General features: G+C 33.9%; 19 protein-coding genes. 12 read left to right on the top strand and 7 right to left on the bottom strand.

The genetic code is table 11. The features are described from left to right. Positions 1-72: 72 nt before the first annotated feature. Positions 73-801, bottom strand: coding sequence for an adenylate kinase (locus TY19_RS01780; protein ID WP_226988459.1), 729 nt, complete (start codon positions 799-801; stop codon positions 73-75). A 324-nt stretch (positions 802-1,125) separates the two neighbouring features. Here TY19_RS01780 and ribD point away from each other — a divergent pair, with 324 nt between their 5' ends. Beyond that, on the top strand, positions 1,126-2,232 hold the full coding sequence (gene ribD / locus TY19_RS01775) for a bifunctional diaminohydroxyphosphoribosylaminopyrimidine deaminase/5-amino-6-(5-phosphoribosylamino)uracil reductase RibD (RefSeq protein ID WP_042279498.1): 1,107 nt from the start codon (positions 1,126-1,128) through the stop codon (positions 2,230-2,232). On the opposite strand, the gene TY19_RS01770 is transcribed toward ribD, so the two are convergent. Genes TY19_RS01770 through TY19_RS01760 form a run of 3 tightly spaced genes read right to left on the bottom strand, consistent with a single transcriptional unit; the run spans position 2,229 to position 4,273 of the window. After that, the gene (locus TY19_RS01770; protein ID WP_042279496.1) at positions 2,229-3,401 is read right to left on the bottom strand and encodes a class I SAM-dependent rRNA methyltransferase; all 1,173 of its coding nucleotides are present in this window, start codon (positions 3,399-3,401) and stop codon (positions 2,229-2,231) included. The two genes, ribD and TY19_RS01770, sit on opposite strands and share 4 nt — an antisense overlap. Before the next feature lie 21 nt (positions 3,402-3,422). Continuing rightward, complete coding sequence (locus TY19_RS01765; protein ID WP_042279494.1) at positions 3,423-3,803, bottom strand: DUF423 domain-containing protein; 381 nt, start codon at positions 3,801-3,803, stop codon at positions 3,423-3,425. Positions 3,804-3,832: 29 nt separating this feature from the next. Further along, positions 3,833-4,273, bottom strand: a complete 441-nt coding sequence (locus tag TY19_RS01760) for a hypothetical protein (protein WP_042279492.1) — start codon at positions 4,271-4,273, stop codon at positions 3,833-3,835. Positions 4,274-4,594: 321 nt separating this feature from the next. Between TY19_RS01760 and TY19_RS01755 the strand changes: the two genes are divergently transcribed. Next, positions 4,595-5,365, top strand: coding sequence for a class I SAM-dependent methyltransferase (locus TY19_RS01755; RefSeq protein ID WP_042279490.1), 771 nt, complete (start codon positions 4,595-4,597; stop codon positions 5,363-5,365). Between the two features lie 102 nt (positions 5,366-5,467). Here the strand turns inward: TY19_RS01755 and leuS are convergent, their stop codons facing one another. Beyond that, positions 5,468-8,005: a leucine--tRNA ligase gene (gene leuS, locus TY19_RS01750; protein ID WP_042279488.1), complete on the bottom strand. Its 2,538-nt coding sequence runs from the start codon at positions 8,003-8,005 to the stop codon at positions 5,468-5,470. Positions 8,006-8,255: 250 nt separating this feature from the next. Here leuS and rnr point away from each other — a divergent pair, with 250 nt between their 5' ends. From rnr to TY19_RS01730, 4 genes are all read left to right on the top strand, one after another. After that, the gene (rnr, locus tag TY19_RS01745) at positions 8,256-10,571 is read left to right on the top strand and encodes a ribonuclease R (RefSeq protein ID WP_042279486.1); all 2,316 of its coding nucleotides are present in this window, start codon (positions 8,256-8,258) and stop codon (positions 10,569-10,571) included. Between the two features lie 121 nt (positions 10,572-10,692). Beyond that, complete coding sequence (locus TY19_RS01740) at positions 10,693-11,400, top strand: DUF502 domain-containing protein (protein ID WP_042279484.1); 708 nt, start codon at positions 10,693-10,695, stop codon at positions 11,398-11,400. Between the two features lie 5 nt (positions 11,401-11,405). After that, positions 11,406-12,062 (top strand): DUF502 domain-containing protein, encoded by a 657-nt coding sequence (locus TY19_RS01735; protein ID WP_042279482.1) that lies wholly within the window; start codon positions 11,406-11,408, stop codon positions 12,060-12,062. Then, positions 12,052-12,471 (top strand): DNA polymerase III subunit chi, encoded by a 420-nt coding sequence (locus tag TY19_RS01730; RefSeq protein WP_158383101.1) that lies wholly within the window; start codon positions 12,052-12,054, stop codon positions 12,469-12,471. The genes TY19_RS01735 and TY19_RS01730 overlap by 11 nt, the downstream gene beginning before the upstream one ends. Before the next feature lie 9 nt (positions 12,472-12,480). Here TY19_RS01730 and TY19_RS01725 read toward each other — a convergent pair whose 3' ends face one another. Next, entirely contained in the window at positions 12,481-13,986 is a 1,506-nt protein-coding gene (locus tag TY19_RS01725) for a hypothetical protein (RefSeq protein ID WP_042279478.1), read from the bottom strand. Between the two features lie 241 nt (positions 13,987-14,227). On the opposite strand from TY19_RS01725, the gene TY19_RS17780 reads away from it, so the two are divergent. From TY19_RS17780 to TY19_RS01705, 6 genes are all read left to right on the top strand, one after another. Continuing rightward, entirely contained in the window at positions 14,228-14,401 is a 174-nt protein-coding gene (locus tag TY19_RS17780; RefSeq protein WP_162831831.1) for a hypothetical protein, read from the top strand. Between the two features lie 33 nt (positions 14,402-14,434). Continuing rightward, a complete protein-coding gene (locus TY19_RS12570; protein ID WP_011175603.1) occupies positions 14,435-14,593 on the top strand; it encodes a small basic protein in 159 nt (52 codons plus the stop codon). Positions 14,594-14,830: 237 nt separating this feature from the next. Then, the gene (gene ybeY, locus TY19_RS01720) at positions 14,831-15,277 is read left to right on the top strand and encodes an rRNA maturation RNase YbeY (protein ID WP_042279539.1); all 447 of its coding nucleotides are present in this window, start codon (positions 14,831-14,833) and stop codon (positions 15,275-15,277) included. A gap of 373 nt (positions 15,278-15,650) precedes the next feature. Beyond that, complete coding sequence (locus TY19_RS01715; RefSeq protein ID WP_042279476.1) at positions 15,651-17,024, top strand: hemolysin family protein; 1,374 nt, start codon at positions 15,651-15,653, stop codon at positions 17,022-17,024. Positions 17,025-17,563: 539 nt separating this feature from the next. Further along, complete coding sequence (gene rny, locus TY19_RS01710) at positions 17,564-19,123, top strand: ribonuclease Y (protein WP_042279473.1); 1,560 nt, start codon at positions 17,564-17,566, stop codon at positions 19,121-19,123. 135 nt (positions 19,124-19,258) lie between these two features. Then, positions 19,259-21,256, top strand: a complete 1,998-nt coding sequence (locus tag TY19_RS01705) for a DUF3604 domain-containing protein (protein WP_042279471.1) — start codon at positions 19,259-19,261, stop codon at positions 21,254-21,256. A 90-nt stretch (positions 21,257-21,346) separates the two neighbouring features. Here TY19_RS01705 and TY19_RS01700 read toward each other — a convergent pair whose 3' ends face one another. Then, positions 21,347-22,132 (bottom strand): carbonic anhydrase, encoded by a 786-nt coding sequence (locus TY19_RS01700; protein WP_052354722.1) that lies wholly within the window; start codon positions 22,130-22,132, stop codon positions 21,347-21,349. Positions 22,133-22,256 lie beyond the last annotated feature (124 nt).

Here is a 22,256-nt window from a genome sequence, read left to right as displayed (position 1 = left end):
TTTTATTTTAACTCGAGTGTGAATTCTTTTCACTGACAGTCATTGCATCAGAATTAAAAAATCTAATAGAAGTTATAAGTACTTTTCATTAATAGATTTTTTCAACTGGTAATAAACCGTATCAGAATCTTGATTTCCATCAAACTTTAACAGAATTCCTTGATTAGTATAATATTGAATAAGAGGGCTTGTCAACTCATGATAAACTTCTAATCTTTTTAAAACTATGTTATCATCATCATCTGAACGACGATAAACCTCTCCCCCACATTTATCACAAACTCCAGGAAGACGAGGAGAAGAAGAATAAAGATTATAAACCATTCCGCAATTCTTACAAACAAGCCGGCCTTCTGCTCGCTTAACAATCACTGCATCGGGAACTTCTAAATATAAAACAATCAGAGGGATTTTTATATCCCGTTTACCAGCTAAAGCTTCTGCTTGTGCAACAGTACGAGGAAAACCATCTAGTAAATATCCTCTAGCACAATCTGGATGGGCAAGTCGATCAAACAGCATATCCATTACAAATTCGTCGGGCACTAATTTTCCTGCTTGAATAAATTCTTTTGCCTTCAAACCGATAATCGTTTCTTTTGACATATGCTCTCTAAAAAGATCGCCGCTAGAGATGTGAGGAATTTGATATTCATGCGCAAGTCTTTTTGCTTGAGTTCCTTTTCCCGAGCCTGGAGGGCCAAGTAAAATTAAAGCAACGGCTGCTTGAGTACTGACTAGAGGTTTTGTGCTTTTTATCATAATCATTGGAAAGTTAAATAAAAAAAATAGAATAGACAAAATAAAAATCTTAATCAAGGACTATACTCAAAGTAGTGATATTTTCAATTTGATTTAATATTTCCTGAAAAATTCATTACTCATAAGAAAAGACTAAAAAAGTTTTCTCAATTTGATTAAAGGGTTCAATAATGATTACTTCTCAACTTCTCAGCTTTTTATATCCTACTTTTTCTAAGAGTAAGTATTTTTTTAAAACTTTTATGTGAGTATAAGAACCGTAATTTCATATTATTTAAGTGACTCGAGCTTTGAGTTTTCTAGATTAATTGTTAATATATGTTAATTAAGATAAGTTTATCTAAATTTTAGGATAATTTTTCAATGAAAAACTCTGAAATACATCATACGTTCATGCTAGAAGCCATTGCCGAATCTTGGAAAGCACGTCTTCATGCTCCTCCTAATCCTTGGGTGGGATGTGTCATTGTCAAAGATCAAAAAATCATTGGAAAAGGTTATACATATCCATCAGGACAAGCTCATGCTGAAATCAATGCCTTAAAATCAGCTAGCGAAAATGCTAAAGGAGCTTCTTTATACGTAACTTTAGAGCCCTGCTCTCATCATGGAAAAACACCACCTTGCACAGAAGCGATTATTCGCGCAGGGATTTTAAATGTCTATGTAGCTTTAAAAGATCCTGATTCACGAGTTCGTGGGCAAGGGATTCAAAAACTCCGAGAAGCAGGTATTCATGTTAAAGTAGGAATTGGTGAAAAAGAAGCAAAAGTTGTATTAACCCCTTATTTATATCAACGTGAAAGCCAAATCCCTTATACAGTCTTAAAAATAGCTACAAGCATTGATGGTCGAACAGCTGCTGTGGATGGAACTTCTCAATGGTTAACGTCTTCTGAAGCACGATTAGATGCGCATCTGCAAAGAGCTTATTCCCAAGCGGTTGTAATCGGATCTGGAACTGCGACTATCGACTCGCCTCAACTTACAGTTCGACATCCAACTATTCATCTACCTCAACAACCACAAAGAATTTTAATTGATTCTAGCGGCAAAACTCCTGCAACAGGCTTCTTATTTGATCAAAAGTTAGCCCCAACTCTTGTTTTAACAACGAAAGCTTCATCTATTACGAGGCAAAATGAATGGTTAAAAACTGGAGCAGAAGTCATTGTGATTTCTGCAACAAAAAATGGGCATGTCAACTTATGCGAAGCATGGCAATTACTTGCGAAAAGAGGAATTATTCAAGTTCTTGTCGAAGGTGGATCTACGTTACAAAGTGCTTTGTTAGAAATCGGTCTTGTCAATTGTCTGTCAGTTTATACAGGGCCATTACTAATCGGTAAAAGCGGTCTTCCACTATTTTCTAAGGAAATTCCGACTCTAAAAAAAGCCAAGATGTTAAAAATTCAAAATATCAAACAATTCGATAATTCCTTTCGAGTAGATTATTTACTAAAAGTTTAATCTAGGTAAAGGAGAAAGCTTTTTAAATAATCGCTTTCTGGATGAAACAGATTAATGGGGTGATCACCGGCTAATTGATGTCTACCGATGAGGCGTACATTTCTATTTGCTTCTGCTGCCGCCTGAAAAACAACTTTTTGAAATAGAAGCTCATTAACATGATGTGAACAAGAACAGGTCAAAAGAAGAGATCTTCTAGGCATTTTTTGCATCGCTAATCGATTAATGTCTTTATAACCACGGCAAGCGGCTATGACATCTTTTTGTTTTTTCGCAAAAGCAGGAGGATCTAAAATAACAAGATCATAATCAAGAACATCTTCACGTAAAAAATTGAAGACGTCAGCACAAATGAATCGGCTGCCAAATTCAGAAAGTTCATTTAAAACAAAGTGTTTTTGACAAGCATTTACAGCTTCTTGAGAAATATCTACTGAATCTACCCTTTTAGCTCCTCCAGCCATAGCATATACGCTAAAACCACCAGTGTAAGAAAAAGCATTTAATACTTTTTTGTTGAAAGATAGAGTTTTTATCCATTGGCGCATTTCTCGATGATCAAGAAAAAAGCCTGTTTTTTGAGATTTATGTAAATCCGTTGTAAATTTTAAACCATTTTCAAAAAATGAAATGTCGCCAACTTCTTCTCCTGATAAATGCTTTTGTACATCTGCTAATCCTTCTTCTTTACGAGAGGGTAACACCGATTTTTCAAAAATCGATCTTGGTTGAAAGAGTTCGTTGAGAGTCTCAATGATCCACGGCTTCAATTCGTCAATTCCTTTAGTTGAGCTTTGTAAGACAAAGACATCTTGATAAACGTCTATCGTCAACCCAGGAATCGCATCTCCTTCGCCATGCACAAAACGATAAGCATTAGTTTGTCTGAAATCAAATAACTGCTGTCTAAATTTCCATGCTGAAATGAGTCGTTGTTTAAGAGTTTCTAATGGCGGAACGTTATTGAACGAAACCATTCTACCAACAATTCCCGAACGACGATTAAAATATCCATAACCTAGCAATTGATGAGAGGAAGCACAAACAGGAAGAATCTGGCCGTCTTTAAATGAAGGATAGGATTGCACAGCTCCAGAAAAAATCCAATGATGATAATTCCTAATCGCTTTGTCTTTACCAGGCTTTAAAATGACACTAGGCTGTTGCATATATAAATCTATATTAATCAATTATTTGTCAAAAAAACCAAATAACATCAAGAAAAACCAGCCTATGAGCAAAGCTGCCCCACCAATAGGTGTAATTATTCCCCACCGTTTTACGTTAGTTAATACAAGTGTATATAAACTACCTGAAAACAAAAACACGCCGATAATAAACGTCCAACCAGCTTTTGGTAACCAAGATGATTGAGAACTTTTCATCAAAAATGCGATTAGAATTAGCGTTAAAGCATGGTACATTTGATAACGTACGGCAACTTCAAAAACTCCTAAATATTCAGATGTCAATCTTGACTTGAGTAGGTGTGAGCCAAAAGCACCCGCAGCTATTGACAACATGCCAAAAAGAGATCCAAAAAGATAAAATAACTGTTGTTGAAATTGCATGTGATGAACTTTCAAAAAGATAAACTAGATTAATTAACTTTGTTACTCTTAACGATTTCATGAACTTTCTTCATGTAACTATCCCATTTACTTCTTAAATTTTTGATAGATTCTTCAAAACGTCTTTGTTCTTTCTCAGAATCATTAAATAAAGAAGCAATCACCTGTCGAATATTTTTTTTAGTTCCTTCATCAGGATTCACTTTTTGAAATAATAGAACCGCATTTAAAGCTTGCTCAATTCGTTGATTATTTTTTTGTCCATTTGCCAAAACTAATTTTCTATTCTCTAAGGTTCCTTCGATCAATGTATTATATAATTCGAGGTCTTTTATAAATTCAGAAATTTCGTGGTTAGTAACAGAATCCCCTGGTTGGCAATATTTTTTTTGGAAATATTCAATTTTGTTGGCTACTTCGTCTAATTGCTTGAGAAAAGGTATTTCGTCTAAAGAGGTATTGTTGAACATATAGCATACTCCTAGCATACTCCGCTTAGTCCCACGCTTGCTTATCCATTACTATTAAGTGATTAAACTTTTAATTAACAATAACCCATACTTAGAAATCTGCAAGCCAAAAGGAAAAATAAAAATTTCAATAAAAACTTTTTAACTACAGCAGTATAGTATCAATTTTTATCTAATGAGTCAACTGATAGACTTAAAATATATTTTATATAAAAAATACTATTAATAATAGCTACAATCGAATGACTATTTTTTTTCTTTGAAAGTCTTATTAAAAAAAATATATAATTACGTAATTTTATACATTTAGATAAGGATTATATGACAAAAAATCGTGATACGTCGTGGAATTCAGTCGGTCGTTGGTATGACAACTCAGTTGGTGAACAAGGACATTATTACCACCAACAAGTCATTATTCCACAAGTCACTAAACTACTTAATTTTTCAGACCAAGAACAGGCATCATTATTAGATTTAGCTTGTGGCCAAGGAGTTTTGAGTAGACATCTTCCCTCACAAATTTCATACACTGGTATTGATCTTGCTAAACAATTGATTACGGCAGCAAGACAACATAATCGTCGCGCTCAATGTGATTTTTTTTGTGCGGATGTGACCGAAAAACTACCTATACAAAAAGTAGACTTTTCGCATGCTACTATTATCTTAGCTTTGCAAAACATCCAGTTTCCTTTAAAAGTTTTTCAAAATGCCTCCAAACATTTAAAACCTTTATCCCCTTTAGTTATTGTCATTAATCATCCCTGCTTTCGCATTCCTCGCCAATCATCTTGGAAAATTGACACAGAAAACAAAATTCAATACCGAAGAATGGACCGTTATATGAGTGAAATGAAAATTCCTATCCAAATGCATCCTGGCCAAGGAACCGAATCTCAACAAACATGGTCATTTCATCATCCCCTTTCTACTTATACATACTGGCTTCAAGAAGCTGGTTTTACACTAGATCGAATAGAAGAATGGTGTTCCAATAAAATCAGTGAAGGGAAAGCTGCAAAGATGGAAAATAGAGCTCGCGAAGAATTTCCCCTTTTTATGGCACTCATTGCAAGAAAAAAAGGATAATTTGTATTAAAATAATATTTTATCATTTAGCACCAATGAACTGATGTTGAATGAATTTTTTAAATTTAAAAATTCTTATTCATCCAACATCAGCTCATATTTTTATCTTAAAACAATGCTTAAGAGTTTATTAGGAACAAAAACAACTTTTCCAATTTCTTTTTTGTTAATGTATTGCTGAATATGAGGGTTATTTTTAGCCGCTTCTAAAACATTTTCTTGCGTTTGATCTTTAGGTAAATCAAATCGACCTCTTACCTTACCATTAATTTGCACAACATAAGTAATTACATTCTCTTGTAAGTATTTTTCTTCCACTTGCGGATATGGAGTAAAAGAAAGAGATCCTTCACATTTTAAATGTTCCCATACTTCCTCTGCAAGATGAGGTGCAAAGGGAGCTAATACTTGAGTTGCCATTTGAATAACTTGTTTTGGATAAGTAACCAACTTAGTAAAGTCATTTATAAATTCCATCATTTTAGCAATTGCCGTGTTAAACTGAAGCAATTCCATATCTTTCGTTACGCTATGAACAAGACGGTGTCCCAATTTAAGCCCTTCTTCAGATGTTTCGTTGGTAACTTTGTCGGAAAATGCCATTTCATAAAATCGATTAAGAAACCGCCTTGTTCCTGACACAGCATCTGTATTCCAAACTTTTTCTTTTTCAAGAGGGCCCATAAACATTTCGTATAAACGAAGTGCGTCAGCTCCATATTCCTGGATGATTTCATCTGGACTTTCCCCATTGAGTTTACTTTTAGACATTTTATCAATTTGGCTAGTTAACTCTTCCCCTGTTCGGCTATCAAAATATTTGCCATCTTTTTGTTCCACATAGCGAGGTTCAACATACGCATGCATCTTATTTTGATAGGAACGGGCAACAACGAGGCCTTGATTACGAAGGGTTTGAAAAGGTTCTAGAGTATGCACGTAACCGCAATCATACAGAACCTTATGCCAAAATCGTGCATAAAGAAGATGTAAGACAGCATGTTCTACTCCACCTATATACAAATCAACAGGTAACCAATATTTTTCTTTTTCTGGAGAAAATGCTTCTTCTGTATTGTGTGGGTCGCAAAAACGAAGATAATACCAGCAAGATCCTGCCCATTGTGGCATAATGTTTGTATCTCTAAAGGCTTTTTTTCCTGTTTTTGTATCAATGATCTCTACCCATTCTTTAATTTGCGTTAATGGTCCTTTTCCATCGCCAGTGGGTTTGTAATTTGTAATTGCAGGTGGACATAGGGGAAGCTCATCTTCATCAAGAAGTCGGATCGATCCGTCCTCAAATTTGAGTAAGGGAAAAGGCTCTCCCCAGTACCGCTGGCGAGAAAACAACCAATCGCGTAATTTATAAGTCGTGGCAGACTTTCCTTTATGGTTAATTTCCAACCAGTTGATAACAATTTTCTTTGCTTGGTCTAGATTTAAACCATTGAGGGATAGATCGTCACAAGCACTATTGACACAAACACCATGGCCCGGCCAACATTGCTGTCCAGCCAAGACTTGATTTCGAATGGTTATTTCTTCACAAACAGGATCATAGACAGGAATGATTGGAAGCTTAAAAGTCGTCGCAAATTCAAAATCTCTCTCATCATGAGCGGGAACAGCCATGATAGCCCCTGTTCCGACATTCATCAATACATAATCAGAAATCCAAATGGGTATTTCCTTATGATTAACGGGATTGACTGCATAAGCTCCTGTAAACACCCCTGTTTTATCCCGATTAAGCTCGGTTCGATCCAAATCACTTTTACTTGCTATTTGCGCTTGATAAGCGCGAACTGCTTGCTGCTGGCTAGAAGCAGTAATGTGAGATACCAAAGGATGCTCGGGAGCTAAAACTAAATAAGAGACTCCAAATAAAGTATCTGGTCTCGTTGTAAAGACAGAAAAAGCTTCTTGGGTTGTTTTTTCGATAAATTGAACATAAGCTCCTTCGCTTTTTCCAATCCAATTAATCTGCAATTTTTTTAAACTTTCAGGCCAATCTAATAAGTCTAAATCTTGAAGCAAACGATCTGCATAAGCCGTAATTTTTAAAATCCATTGTTTAAGAGGCCTTCTTTCAACAGGATGGCCTCCATCTTTTGTTTTTCCATTTTCAATTTCTTCATTTGCTAATACAGTTCCCAAAGCTGGACAATAATTAACAAGCATTTCAGCTTCGTAGGCCAGTCCTTTTTCATAGAGCTTTGTGAAAATCCATTGCGTCCATTTATAATAATTTGGGTCACTTGTTGCCAGTTCTCTATTCCAGTCATAGCTAAATCCTAGAGCTCGAAGTTGGCGACGATAATTATTAATATTTTCTTGTGTAGATTCGGCAGGATGTGTTCCTGTTCGAATTGCGTATTGCTCTGCTGGAAGACCAAAACTATCCCATCCCATTGGATGCATCACATTATAGCCTTTAGTTCGCATATAACGGGCAATAATATCGGTTGCGGTATACCCTACAACATGACCTACGTGTAACCCAGCTCCCGAAGGATAAGGGAACATATCTAAAACATAGTATTTGGGTTTCTGAAAATTATCGTCTGAACGATAGGTTTGATTATCTTGCCAAAACTTTTGCCATTTTGCTTCAATTTGTTGATGATCGTATTTCATTTTGTTCCATAAGTTAATTAAGTTTTCTAGCGAAGATTAGGTATCTGTGTTATACACAAAATACCGAAAATGAGTATTTTAACTGCTAAACATGAAATGATGAATAAAAAAACAAAAAACATCTTAAGCAATTTAAGCTTAAAATATTTAGTTTTTATCATGAGGATATGTTTAAGAAAGAGTTTAAAAGCTCAGAATCTATATTTTCTCGCGTTTTTTAAATCACATCGTAAGGTATTTGATTAATTCTATGGTAAAAACCAGCAAAAAGTCAAAACAAAAGGCTCCCACAACACGGAGTGCAAAAGAAGAAAAACTATTCAATAATTTATTAAAAATTACAGAACAGTTTATGCGCGGTAAAAGCTTTATGCCTTTATCCCTAGAAGTTTTGATGCAACGTCTCGCCCTTCCTCCTCAACACAAGGAAATTTTTCAAGAAGTTCTTAATAAATTACAGCAACAGGGATTAATTGAATCGAAAGAAGAGAAATATGAATGGAAAAAATCCCAAGCAGATGTGGTGACGGGAATTTTAAAAATGCATCCTCGAGGATTTGGTTTCGTTCAAGTTACGATTCCTAAAAATTTTGAACAAGACATTTTTATTCCCAAACATTTAACAAAAAATGGTGTAGACGGAGACGTTGTCGAAGTTATCCTTAACCAAGAAGTTATCTCTGATAAGGGACCTGAAGGGAAAATTGTTGCTATTCTTTCTCGTGGAAGAACTCATATGGCTGGAATCATCCGCCAGCTTGATAAAGATAGGATGTTCATTGCTCATGTTCCGCTACTTGGTACTCAACAACGAGTTGTCGTTCATCCAACCGAAGAACATCAATTGCAAATTGGTGATCGCATTGTCATGGAAGTCATCGATTGGGGGTCAAAAGAAACAGAAACAATCTGTCGATTTTCTCATTATTTAGGTCACATTTCAGATCCTTCATGTGATGTCTATGCAGCAATTGAAGAATTTGAGTTAAGGTCTGACTTTCAAACAGCTGCGATTGAAGAAGCTAATAACCTGGGAAAGAGTGTTTCTAAAAAAGATATTCAAAATAGAGAAGATTTAAGAGAACTGATTTCACTGACTATTGACCCAGATACAGCAAAAGACTTTGATGATGCTCTTAGTTTAACACGTGACGCAGAAGGTATCTATAATTTAGCCGTTCACATTGCCGATGTTTCTCATTATGTGCAGCCTGGAACAGCTCTCGATGAAGAAGCTAAAGCACGATGTAACTCTACTTATTTTCCAGGATATTGCGTCCCCATGCTTCCTGGGGCATTATCTGAAAATTTATGTAGCTTAAAACCAAATGTAAACCGGTTAGCTGTTTCTGTTTTAATGCGCATTGACAGTTCGGGAAATTTACTTGACTATCGTTTTACTCGTTCTGTGATTAAAAGCGCGAAACGCTTTACCTATAAAGAAGCCAAAAAAGTCTTAGATGGGCAAAAAAACAGCCCTTATAAACCGCACTTAGAACTAATGGTTGAATTATGTCGTTTATTAAAACAAAAACGTTACGAACGCGGTAGTATTGAATTTTCTCTACCGGAACTCGTTATTTTAGTAGATGAAAAAGGAAAGCCTTATTCAACTGAATATATTACTTATGATATTACACATCAAATGGTTGAAGAATTCATGTTGAAGGCTAATGAAATCGTTGCATGGGATTTAAGCCAAAAAGGGAAAAATTTGACTTATCGTATTCACGATGAACCTTCAGAAGAAAATCTTCGTGATTTTTCCACGTTAGCTGCCGCTTTTGGATTCAAATTACCTGATCTTCCAACTCCTCAAGATCTTCAAAATTTGTTTGAAAAAGCTGCAGAGACAGCTTACAGTAATTATTTAGCATCAAGCTATATTAGGCGAATGCGTTTAGCTGCTTATTCAGCAGAAAATATTGGTCATTATGGATTAAGCTTAACCCATTACTGCCATTTTACCAGCCCCATTAGACGCTACGTTGATTTAGTTGTTCACCGTATTTTATTTGGCGAAAGTGACCATTTTGATGATCTTCAAGAAATTGCTAATTATTGTTCGGAGCAAGAAAGAATCAGCGCAAAAGCTGAAAATAGCGTTGTGATATTAAAAAAACTTCGACTCCTAGAAGAAAGACATCAAAAGGCCCCGGAACATGAGTATCAAGCTATCATTACTCGAGTCAAAAATTTCGGCATTTATTTTGAGATCATTGATCTTCTTTTGGAAGGGTTTATTCATATTTCCGATTTGGGTGAAGATTATTTTGTCTATGAAGAAGAAAAAATGCTTTTGAGAGGTGCTAAACACGGAGCAAGATATTCTCCTGGTGATAATCTCATTGTTATGTTAGAAAAAATCGATTTTATTTCTCAGGAAACAAAATGGTATGTTTTACCTTCCGTTTCTACACCTAAGGAATCCATTGCACGTAAAAGATCTGCGTCCAAAGAATATCAAAAACATTTAAATAAGAAATGCTCAACTGGCAAATATAATCTCAAAAAAAAACAAGCGGCTTCTATGACTAAACTTGGGAAGAAAAAACGGAAAAGATAAAAAATTAAAAGTGAAGCAAGATGATGAAAGCTCAAGCATTTGATAACAAATGTTTTAAACTATTCGATTATCTCATTATTGTTTACAATGATTTTATCCAAGTATTTAATATATAGGACTCATGAAAAAATATTTTATCACGGGACTAGTCATTCTCCTTCCTGCCGCTCTAACCCTAGGTGTCGTTATTTTTATCTTTAATCTATTGACGACGCCATTTTTAGGGATTGTTAAAATAGTATTTGAACAATATGGTCTATTCGAGAGAGGTTTTTTATTCCTGAATTCTGAGCAACTCCAAAATATTTTGGCACAAATATTAATCTTAACAAGTCTATTTTTTATCACAATTTTGCTTGGATTAATTGGAAGGTGGTTTTTCTTTCGTAGTGTAATAAAATTTGCCGAATATCTTTTTAAAAATATTCCTTTAGTTAATACAATTTATAATACCTGTAAAGACGTGATTAAAACGCTCTTTAATTCAAAGGCTAATTCCTTTAAACAAGTCGTTCTTGTCCGCTTTCCTAATCCTTCTACTTATTCGATTGGATTTATCACGAAAGAAGGTTTGCTAGGCCTTCACAACACTCCTTTTGAAAATTCCTCTATAGTTTTCATTCCAACAACACCTAATCCTACATCTGGTTTTCTTTTAGTCTATCGCCAGGAGGACATCCTTTATTTAGACATGAAAGTTGAAGAAGCATTTAAATATATTATTTCTTGCGGAATGATTACCCCTTCATTCCATCCTATTCAAAAAAAGACCGATAGCGCTCCTTCTTACGAATTAAATTCTCCTCCAATTTCTTTTCAAGAAACATAAGAGATATGAAAAAAAGTTTCTTGACTGGTTTTGCTATTTTATTTCCCGTGATACTCACTATCACTATCATTGGCTTTTTCATCAACTTTTTGACTTATCCTTTTTTGAACCTTACTAAATTTTGGTTAAATCAATTTAATTGGTATGAAAACTCTTCTATTCTATTTGTAAATTTAGGGATCACTCATTTTATCAGTCAATTATTAATTTTAGGATTACTAATAGGTATTATTTTTGTCGTTGGATTACTAGGACAACTTTTTTTAATTAATTACATTTTAAAATTAGGGAATAAATTAATTTTAGCCATCCCCTACATCAATAAAATTTATAAGTTTTCTCAAGAATTTGTCTTCAGTTTGTTTTCCTCCCACTCTAAATCCTTTGCTTATGTAGTACTAGCTCCCTATCCCTCAGTAAACCATTTAAGCTTAGGATTTATCTCGAAAAGTCTTTTAAATTTTCAAGAGCATGAACGTTTAATCTCTGTCTTCATTCCCGGAACACCTAATCCTTCTATTGGATATACGTTAAAATTTAAAAAGAAGGATCTTCTTTTTCTCGATATGAAGATTGATGAAGCAATGAAATTTGTGATATCTTTTGGAACTATAACGCATGATTTTAAACTTCTCGACCCAAATAAATGCCATGAAATCTAAAGTTTATTTTTTTAATGTTAAAGATAACCAAGCTAAAATTCATTTGATTTGCTCAAAAGCAAAGGAATCTTTTGAGCAAGAGAAACGACTACAAATCCTCGTCCCAACAATAGAAGCGGGCCAATATATTGATTCGCTTCTTTGGCGTTATCCCGAAGACAGCTTTTTAACTCATACATTGACTACAAATTTATCTCCTGAATGGATTGTAATTACAACAGAGGAAACTGTGAATCTTAATTTAGCTGCTTGTTTGCTTAACCTTTGTCCTCACCCCGTCAAATATTTTTCTTTATTCGCAGAAATTTACGAATTATACGACGAAAGCCACCCTCAAAAATTAGAAAATTCTAAATTACGTTTTAAGAATTACCAAGATTGGGGGCTGGCTTTATCCCTTCTCAAATAAACTTTAAATTTAGCAATCGGCACTTGATTTTGTGGCGCGTGGAAATAATTTGACTAAAGAAGACATTTGCTCACCTAATAAACTAATCCCCCAAATTGTCACAATGCTGAGCATCATAAAAACAAGCAAACATGAGTAAACGAATTTTCCTAGGTATTTTCTTCCATGATTGAGGAGTAGTATTAAACAACGAGAGAGAAGAATGTAAATTTTATAAAGAAAATTGAAAATATAATTAATTATCCGAGATAAAGTTCCTAATCCTTTACTGATAATCTGAATTCCTTTACTGATAACTTTAATAAAATAGCGACTCCCCTTTAAAGAGAGGTAGATTCCATAAGCAATGCTTCTGAATAAACTCCTTAGAATAAATTCAATGAATTTATTCTTGGCGAAGCGTTGAAAATTTCTTCGCAAAAAATGGGGCCAAAAATTAAACTCTAAATGCAGTAAAATATAATTTCTAACCTGTTCAAATGTTAAATTTTTTAATTGCTCTTGTTGATCTGCTAGATATTGCAAAATTTTTTGATGATGTTCTTTCGTCCAATTCAATAATTGTTGTTTTTTCTTGAAATAACTTACTTTCAAAGTATCCCAAAAAGGTTTGATAGATTGCAAATAAATTTTTTTGATCGGATAAAACTGATAAGCAATCTTTTGAAAGCCCATTTTTAATAAATTCTCTGATGCACTTAACCATTTTTGAGCAAAAGTTTGAGCCAACTCATATTTACTGTGCCATTTTTCCTTCCATGCAGAAGCTTGTTTATTCACGAAATGAAATGTATGCGCACTTAATTTTGAAATTTGGAGCATTGATAATAAAGTTTGGAAAGTGTTAACTGATTGTAATTTCCAATTTTGTGCTTTTTTTATTCCTTTTATTATCATTTCATAAGTTGTTGTTAAGAAATGCTCCGCTTTCTTTTTTAAAGGGTTTAATACTCGTCTTGGAGTTATTTTTTTTAATTGATGATTCCACAGCTTTACCTGAGCAAGTATTTTTAATCGTAAACGTTGAAGCGCTTGATTGATATCTAAACTTAAACGAGTAATCGGGCTAATCAATTTTTGTAGAGCTTGTTGCATAACTAAAACAACTTCTTTTATTTTCTGCTTTAAAGCAGAAACTTGCTTTTGTATTTTTTGTTTAGTTTTTTTCAAGAATGTGGATAAGGTATGCACAAGGGCGGGGATTCCTTCTACAAAGATCCATTTAGGTAGACCATAAATCACAAGATAAGGAGGAAAAGCTACTGCTAAAAATAAATATTTTCCAATCCGCATAAATCCAGTGTGAATAATCGTATATTTTGAATGATGGCGTAATCGATTCAGTGCCTCTTTTTTTAAATTTTTACGACTCAGTTCCCACGTGTCTTTACAAATGAATTCAGTACTTTGAATCGATGAATGTCGAAGATCTATTCTTTTAGAAGCATCATAGAAATTGGAATAAATTTGAGGATCACACTGCGTTAAACGATCAGATGTCTTATAAATTCCCACCGTAGCTCCCTTTTTTTAAAAATAATAACATATTTAATTGATTTTTTAAACTATGTAATTAAATTTTATCAAAAATTAATTTGCTAGATTCAAAAATAACATAAAATAAAAAAATTCACAAACAGAAAAGGGGAAACGGAAAGTTCAAATGATTCGATTATTCGGATTATTAAGAAAAATATCTTGCGCATTTCAATCACCTTCCTTATAATATAGCCTTGTATTTATAAGGAGAATTCACATGACCCGCATGAGTAAACAAGGCGAAAGACGAAATCGTTTTCCTCGCAAACATCGTCAGCCCAGCACTAAAACAGGCCCAGTTAAAGACAATTTGCCAAATGGTTTTAAAGATCATACTAATGCAATCGAAGGTGATCTTGCTGCAGCCGTTTTTATTCCAAAAATTAAATAATTGACTGCTTAAAAACAGAAATAAGGTTTAACAATGTCTAGACACCCAAGTTTTGGTAAGGCAGGAAAAACTGCCACAAAGCGAAATGTACTTAAACGCTTTGAAAGAATTGATGTTTTGAAGAAAATTGGCCGTTGGAAAGATTCAGAAAACAAGCGAATTACAGGCCTTCCTAAAACACCTGTTCTATAATTGTCTATCTTTCTCGATTTTTAGAAACCAGAGTTTTGTTTTTCTTTTTGAACCCAATTCGCTATGAAAACTTAAAAAATAGTTTTTATTAAGTTGATTTTTCGATTTGCCAAAAGAAAATATGGAACATCAAAAAGAAATACAAAACTCTGGTTAAACTTCTCGCCTGGTTATTGATATTTTTCTACACATAAACTTAAATTAATTTTTTTATAAACTAACAAATCTTTTTTGATTGTGATTATTAACGCCTCCAACGAACAGCATGATTTAAAATTTTCGCTTGCAAATTTAGATGCTATTGTTAAAGAAGTTATTCAAAAAGAGCAGCAAACATGTGATGAAGTCAATATTTACTTTGTCGATACTGCTACTATCTGTAAGCTTCATCTAGATTATTTTAATGACGACACACCCACAGACTGCATTTCATTTCCCATGGATAAAGACGAAAATTCTCCCTATAAGATCTTAGGGGAAATTTTTGTTTGCCCTCAAACCGCAATTGAATACGCTCTTTCCCATGAACTAGACCCGTACGAAGAAACAACGCTATATCTTGTTCATGGCCTATTGCATTTAATGGGATATGATGATTTAGAAGAAAATGATTTCCTCATAATGAAAGAAGCGGAGATAAGACATATGACCCATTTAAAAAAACTTGAGTTATATATAAAATAATTGATTTTTAACTTGCGAAATTTAATTTTTGCCATTACTTTAAAAGAACTAGTTTTTGAAAAATTAACTATAAATTCTCCCTCTTTTTATCTTCTTCACAAAACAACTAATTTAAAGAAAAAAGCATCTCTTTTGACTGGCTTATATTTTCTAAAATTTTAAATGTTTTATATTAGGAAACAGGTTAAAGTGATCCGAATATCACAAAATAAACTTTGTATACTTTGAACGAAATAAAATAATAACTGCAATATTAAAAACTGAAGTTTTTTTAATCTACTGTATCTCATTCTTTTACATAAATGAACTTTTAAAAAACTTTTAGATTTTTATTAAACTTCATAACAAGGTTCCTTTTAACAGGAGAATCGATTTGCCTCTCAATCTCACCCTTTTCTTACTTATTATATTAATCATCGGACTGTTTTGTCTTACAGCGATTAATACAGCTCTCCGTAGACTTCATAAAAAGAACTCAAAAAAACAACTGAGTTTAAGTGGTAAACTTTTCTTCTATCGACGTTTTCACGCTATTTTCTTCCGTAATCAAGAAGCTGAAGAATTATTTTTTATAACCACCCTTGCGCAAAATATTTTGCGCTTTATTTACGTCATATTTTCATTAACAATTTTAATCCAATTAAATTTGATTTCTTGGTTAGTCAATCCTATAACACACAGCTCATCTTTGATCATTAATTGGCCTGCCGGCTTGTTGTGCTTAATAAGTTTATTTTTCCTTTTTTTTATTGTAGGAGACTATCTCGCACGTATTCTTGGTGGACGTTATCCTGAAATAGCTATTCAGGTCTGTGCTCTAGTGTCCTCTCTATTTATGGCTCTTATTTTTCCACTAACTTTCTTGTTTTTGAAATTTTCTCAAGCATTTGCACGAACTATTTATTTTAATCCTTTATCTGAAACTGCTTCTAAGGCCAAACAAGAAATTATAGAAATCATTGAAGAATCCAATTTTACAGCAAGCCTGGACCCCCATGACAAAAAATTAATTGAAGGGGTCATGGATTTTAAAGATCGCATTGCTCGAGAAGTGATGGTTCCTCGCGTTGATATTTTTAGCTTAGCTCACGACACAACAATAGAACAGGCCGCAGTTCTAATATATAATGAAGGCTATAGCCGCATACCAGTTTTTAAACATACTCTTGATAACATCATTGGTGTCCTAATGTATAAAGATGTTTTAGCTAAATATATGGAATTTTCTCGCACACAAGATACTAAAATCTTACAAGCACCTATTTCAGGTTTAGTTAAAAATGTTTTATATACGCCTGAAACAAAGAAAATTTCCCATCTTTTACAAGAATTTCGCAAAAAACAAGTTCACCTTGCAATCATTGTTGATGAATACGGAGGGACAGAAGGAATTGTCACTATTGAGGATATTTTAGAAGAAATTGTTGGGGATATCGCAGATGAATATGATGAAAGTGAAGAATCTCTTTTTGTTGCTTTACCTGAAGGAGGATGGTTAATTGATGCCAGAATGACTATTTTTGATATCGAAGAGCAATTTGATATTGAAATTCCTCAAGATGGTGACTACGATACAATTGGAGGATATATTTTTCATGAAACAGGAAATATTCCTTCTAAAGGATTTGTTTTAACAAAACCCAATTTTGAATTAAAAGTAATTCGCTCAAATGATAGGCGTGTAGAAAAACTTAAAATCAGATCAATTCGATTAGATTCGGAAGAAAAGGATGAATTTTCATCATAGCTATTGGTTTTCCCTCTTCCAAAAAAAAAATTTTTTTTGCTTAGCAAAATCTCAAAAAGTTCAGATTAATCCCTTTAGGTTTAAACTAGATTTGGAAATCAAAATTATTTATGCTGCATCTAACTTGAATCACGATAAATCCAAGACTTAATAGAGATAAATCCAATTAATTATTTAAATTTAAACAATCGAATCATTTGTAAATGTTTGTGTCTAGTTTGTGTGATAGTGCCTCTCATATAAATGAGAGGTGGTAGATTTAGTTGTTGAAGTGAAAAAAAATAGATTTTTCTTCTAAATATGGTCTATACCAGCTAAAGACAAATCTTTTTTCTGACTAAATAGGGCCTAATTTCGCATCAATTAGTTGATTTATTCTCATACATATTTGATGAATAACAGAATTTTGAGCTAAACGACCTAACGAATACGGGTCTAATCACAATTACTTTTAATTTAGACGGCTTTTTGCATCGCCTATAACATAAGACATGAATTGCCCATTCAAATTGATTTGATGATTAAGGACACAACAATCAATGATTGAAAATCAAGTCCCTTTTTATCTCCTGATTTTTCTGGTTGGAATTGGTTTGGGAGTATTAACCTTTTGGGCTTATCATCGATTTGCCTTAGGAGGATTTAAACGCATATCAAAAGACATAATCAGTCGAGCCGAGCAAGAAACATCTGAGCTGAGGAAAACAAACGAGTTAAGCCTAAAACAAAAACAAGTGGAATATCAACGTGAACTTGAACATATGTGGCAGCAAGAAAGAAAAAAACTTCAACAAGAAGAAGAGCGTTTAAAGCAACGAGAAGATAAGCTTGAAAGTCGCATGAATCTCGTAGAAAAAAAATTGTCGGACACTGAAAAAAGAGAGGCCATATTAATTGGGCGCAAAGCTCAATTGGATGAGGAAAAGAAACAAACAATTGAATCTCACTCAAAACTACTTTCTATTTTAGAAAAAGCTTCTGGCTTAACTTCTTCTGAAGCTAAGGAAATACTTTTATCACGTTTAAATAATGAAGTTAAAACTGAATCTGCTAATTTAATTCGTAGAATTCGAAAGGAAGCTGAAGAAGAAGCTGAGAAAATAGCTTCAACAATTATTGCAACATCCATTAATCGATTGGCTGTTTCTTGTGCCTCTGAATCTACTGTTTGTACAGTCACTATTCCAAATGAAGACATGAAAGGTCGTATTATTGGACGTGAAGGACGTAATATTCGAGCTTTAGAAAGAGAAACAGGCGTTAACTTTATTATCGACGATACACCAGGTGCAGTTGTCTTGTCAGGTTTCGATCCGGTTAGAAAACATATTGCTAAAATGGCTTTAACAGAACTTGTTCAAGATGGGCGGATTCATCCAACAAGAATTGAAGAAGTCGTGGAAAAAGCGACTATTAATGTTCATAAACAAATTAAGCAATATGGTGAAGACGCGGCTTTAAGAGCCGGGGCGATGAACTTACATCCCGACCTTATTAATTTATTAGGAAAATTAAAATTCCGTTTTAGTTATGGTCAGAATGTTTTAGATCATTCCCTTGAAGTATCCCATTTAATGGGTTTAATGGCAGCGGAACTCGGATTAGATATTCGACTTGCAAAAAGAATTGGTTTATTACATGACTTAGGAAAAGCTGTTACTCATGAAATTGAAGGATCTCATGCAATTATTGGACATGATTTGGCTCTTAAATTAGGTGAAAATAAAGAAGTTGCTAACGGGATAGGTTGTCACCATCATGAAATGGCGCCCTTAACCATTGAAGCGGATTTATGTAGCGCTGCCGATGCTATTTCAGCTTCCCGGGAAGGGGCTCGAATAGAGGCGGTTGAAGAATACATTAAACGATTGAGAAAACTGGAAGAAATCGCTCTTGAATTTGCAGGTGTTGATAAAGCCTATGCGATGCAGGCAGGCCGAGAAATACGCATTGTTGTCCTACCGGACCAAGTTGATGATGCAGGCGTTGTCAATTTAGCTCGCGATCTTACAAAACGAATAGAGCAAGAATTAAGTTATCCAGGAAAAATTAAAGTGACAGTTATTAGGGAAAAAAGAGTTGTTGAATACGCTGTGTAATCTAAATATGATGACCGAATAAAAAATTTATTTTCAAACAATTAATTCAGCATCAACTAATCGGTATTACTTGAAAAACAATTAGTTTTGAGGCAAAATACCTTCAATTTAAGATCTAAAGGGAGTTCATCTTTCATGCGTCGATCGATCTGTTATTGCGAACCCGCACATGCATCTGCAGGTGAAACTAGAACATGGAAATTTATCTATACACCTTCCATTAAATTGCCTAAAGGAACCCGCTTTAAGTTTGATCTCCAATCCAAAGGAAGAGAAATAGACTGGGAAATTCCTAGCGCAAATATGAAAAAGAATGGCAGCGTTATCTATGCAAAGATGGAGAATGGCAAAATTCTTCAAGCCACAGAAATTGAGGTTCCTGATAGTTTTGCACCTCATTATGAATTTATTCTCCCTACTATTCTAGAAGCGGGTGAACACCTTACTATTATACTGGGAGCGAAAGATGGCGAAGTTGGAAAAAAAGGGCAAGGAACAATTCGTGCTCAAACAAGTGCGCAACGAAGAAAGCCTTTTTTCCTGTACGTAGATTCCACTGGTAAAGGCAATTATGATGAACCCGAAACTTTTTCACTGGACATTCGAGGAGGAGATTTAGCTAATATACGTGTTTTAACACCTTCATTTGTAGTTAAAAATAAACGCTTCGATGTTGTTGTTCGATTTGAAGATCAATATGGAAATCTGACTAATAATGCTCCTGAAGACACTTTAATTGAATTATCTCATGAACATTTGCGTGAAAATTTAAATTGGAAATTATTTATTCCTGAAACGGGATTTATCACTCTCCCCAATCTTTATTTTAATGAAGAAGGAATCTATACAATCCAACTATTGAATACAAAAACTAATCAAATTTTTCGCTCTGCGCCTATTAGATGTTTTTCAGAAAATAATAAACATCTATTCTGGGGCCTTCTACATGGAGAATCTGATCGCTTTGATTCGACTGAAAACATAGAAAACTGTATGCGACATTTTCGTGACGATAAAGCATTTAACTATTTCGGAGTATCTCCATTTGAAAGTCAAGAAGAGACTTCTAACGATATGTGGAAATTGATTTCTCAAAACGTTTCAGAATTTGATGAAGACGAACGGTTTTCCACACTATTAGGCTTTCAATGGAGTGGGGAAAACAAGTCAGAAGGGATAAGGTTACTTGTTTACTCAAAAGAAAATAAGCCTATTCTTCGAAAAAAAGATTTAAAATATAATACTCTCAAAAAAATCTACAAAAGTTTTTCTCCAAAAGAATTAATTTCAATTCCTTGTTTTACAATGGCAAAAGGAATGGAGTATAATTTTGAGAATTTCGATCCAGATTATGAGCGAGTGGTTGAAATTTATAACGCCTGGGGTTCTTCAGAAACCACTAAAAAAGAAGGAAATACTCGCCCTATTAAGTCGAATTCAAACGGAGTACAAGAGACAGCTGAAGGATCGATTCAAAAAGCTCTTTTAAAGAATTGTCGTTTTGGATTTACAGCAGGTGGATTAGATGATAGAGGCATTTATAGCGGATTATACGAAAGCGATCAAGAGCAGTACTCTCCTGGTTTGACAGCTATCATTGCTTCTTCTCATTCTCGAGAAGCTTTAGCCGAAGCTCTCTACCAACGCTCATGTTACGCCACAACTGGGGAAAGAATGATTGTTGGTCTTTATTTAGCCGGAATTCCAATGGGTAAAGAGATTAGTACGATGGAAAAACCTGGTTTAGCAGTCAACCGTCATTTATCAGGATATGTAGCCGGAACCACAAAATTGAAAACAGTAGAAATTATTCGTAATGGTAAAGCTTTAAAACAATACGAGCCTGATGATTATCATTTTGAATTTACTTTTGATGATTTATCTTCATTGGAAAAAATTTGCGTTGACGCAAAAGATAAAAAACCACCGTTTGTTTATTATTACCTCAGAGCAATACAAGAAGACGGTCATATCGCTTGGAGCTCTCCTATTTGGGTTGATTACATTCCCTTGTCTGCTATCCCTAAAGCAGCAAAAAAAATAAACCAAAAAATAGCTCAAAAAAAACCTCTTATAGAAGAGAATTTTGATGTAGATGATGAGGATGACGATTTTGATGATTACGAAGAATAAAAGCTAAGTTATCTCTCAACTTTAATTATTCAAATATAACTCTGCTTAGATTTAATTGAATCTAAACAGAGTTTTTTTGATAAAATGAAATTAATTCAATATCGACTGAAGAGCTTGAGTTTTTAACTTTTTTAAAGGTTTGAAAACAAAAGTTTCTGGGTCATAATATGAAACTTCTCCTGTTTCTATTTTGTAATACCAACCATGCAAGTCTAAAGTTTTTTCATCTACTTTTTTCTTAATAGCGGGAAATGTCATAAGGTGTGCTAGTTGATACACAACTGAAATTTGTTCTGCAACAGTATACAAATCTTTTTCAGACGTTTCTGGTTTAACAATTTTCATTGTAGCCTCTTTAGCTTCATTACCAAATTGAAGCCATCGCTTTAAAATGCCAAGCTGAGTTGAATTAATCGTCTGAAATAAACCTTTAATAGCTCCACAATGCGAATGACCACAAATAATGATATGCTTAACATCTAAAGCTTCAAGAGCATATTGAATAGTGGCAGAAACGCCATCCCAACCATTTTGATCATAAGGAGGCACAAAATTTCCTGCCGTACGAATAACAAATAATTCTCCAGGCTTTGTCCCTAAAATCAAATCTGGTACCATGCGAGAATCGCTACAACCAATAAATAACGTATGGGGATTTTGCCCTTGTTCAGCTAAACGAATAAATTCATGCTCATGTTCTTTAAAATAAAGATTTTTAAAGTCTTGATGATTTCTTGCAAATGTAAGGACTTGATTAACCAGATCTTGGGTTTGTGGTATTTCACTATTGGCAGGCTTTTTTTCTTCAGTTGCGGGCACATCAACTAGCGGCAAAATATTCAAAATAGTTGCAAATAAAAATAGCTGAAGTTTCATAACTTTCCTCTGTTTGGGGATAATAAAATTTGATAGTCATCATCTTATACTTATTGCTATCTATTCAAAACAAATTCGAACTAAATTTATGCTATTCAACACACCTATTAAATCGAAATAAAAT

It is taken from the genome of Candidatus Protochlamydia sp. R18, from assembly GCF_000648255.1.
In the GTDB taxonomy this organism is placed as follows: domain Bacteria; phylum Chlamydiota; class Chlamydiia; order Chlamydiales; family Parachlamydiaceae; genus Protochlamydia; species Protochlamydia amoebophila.
The sequence above is the reverse complement of the archived record's forward strand: the minus strand, read 5'-3'. Positions and strand labels throughout refer to the sequence as shown.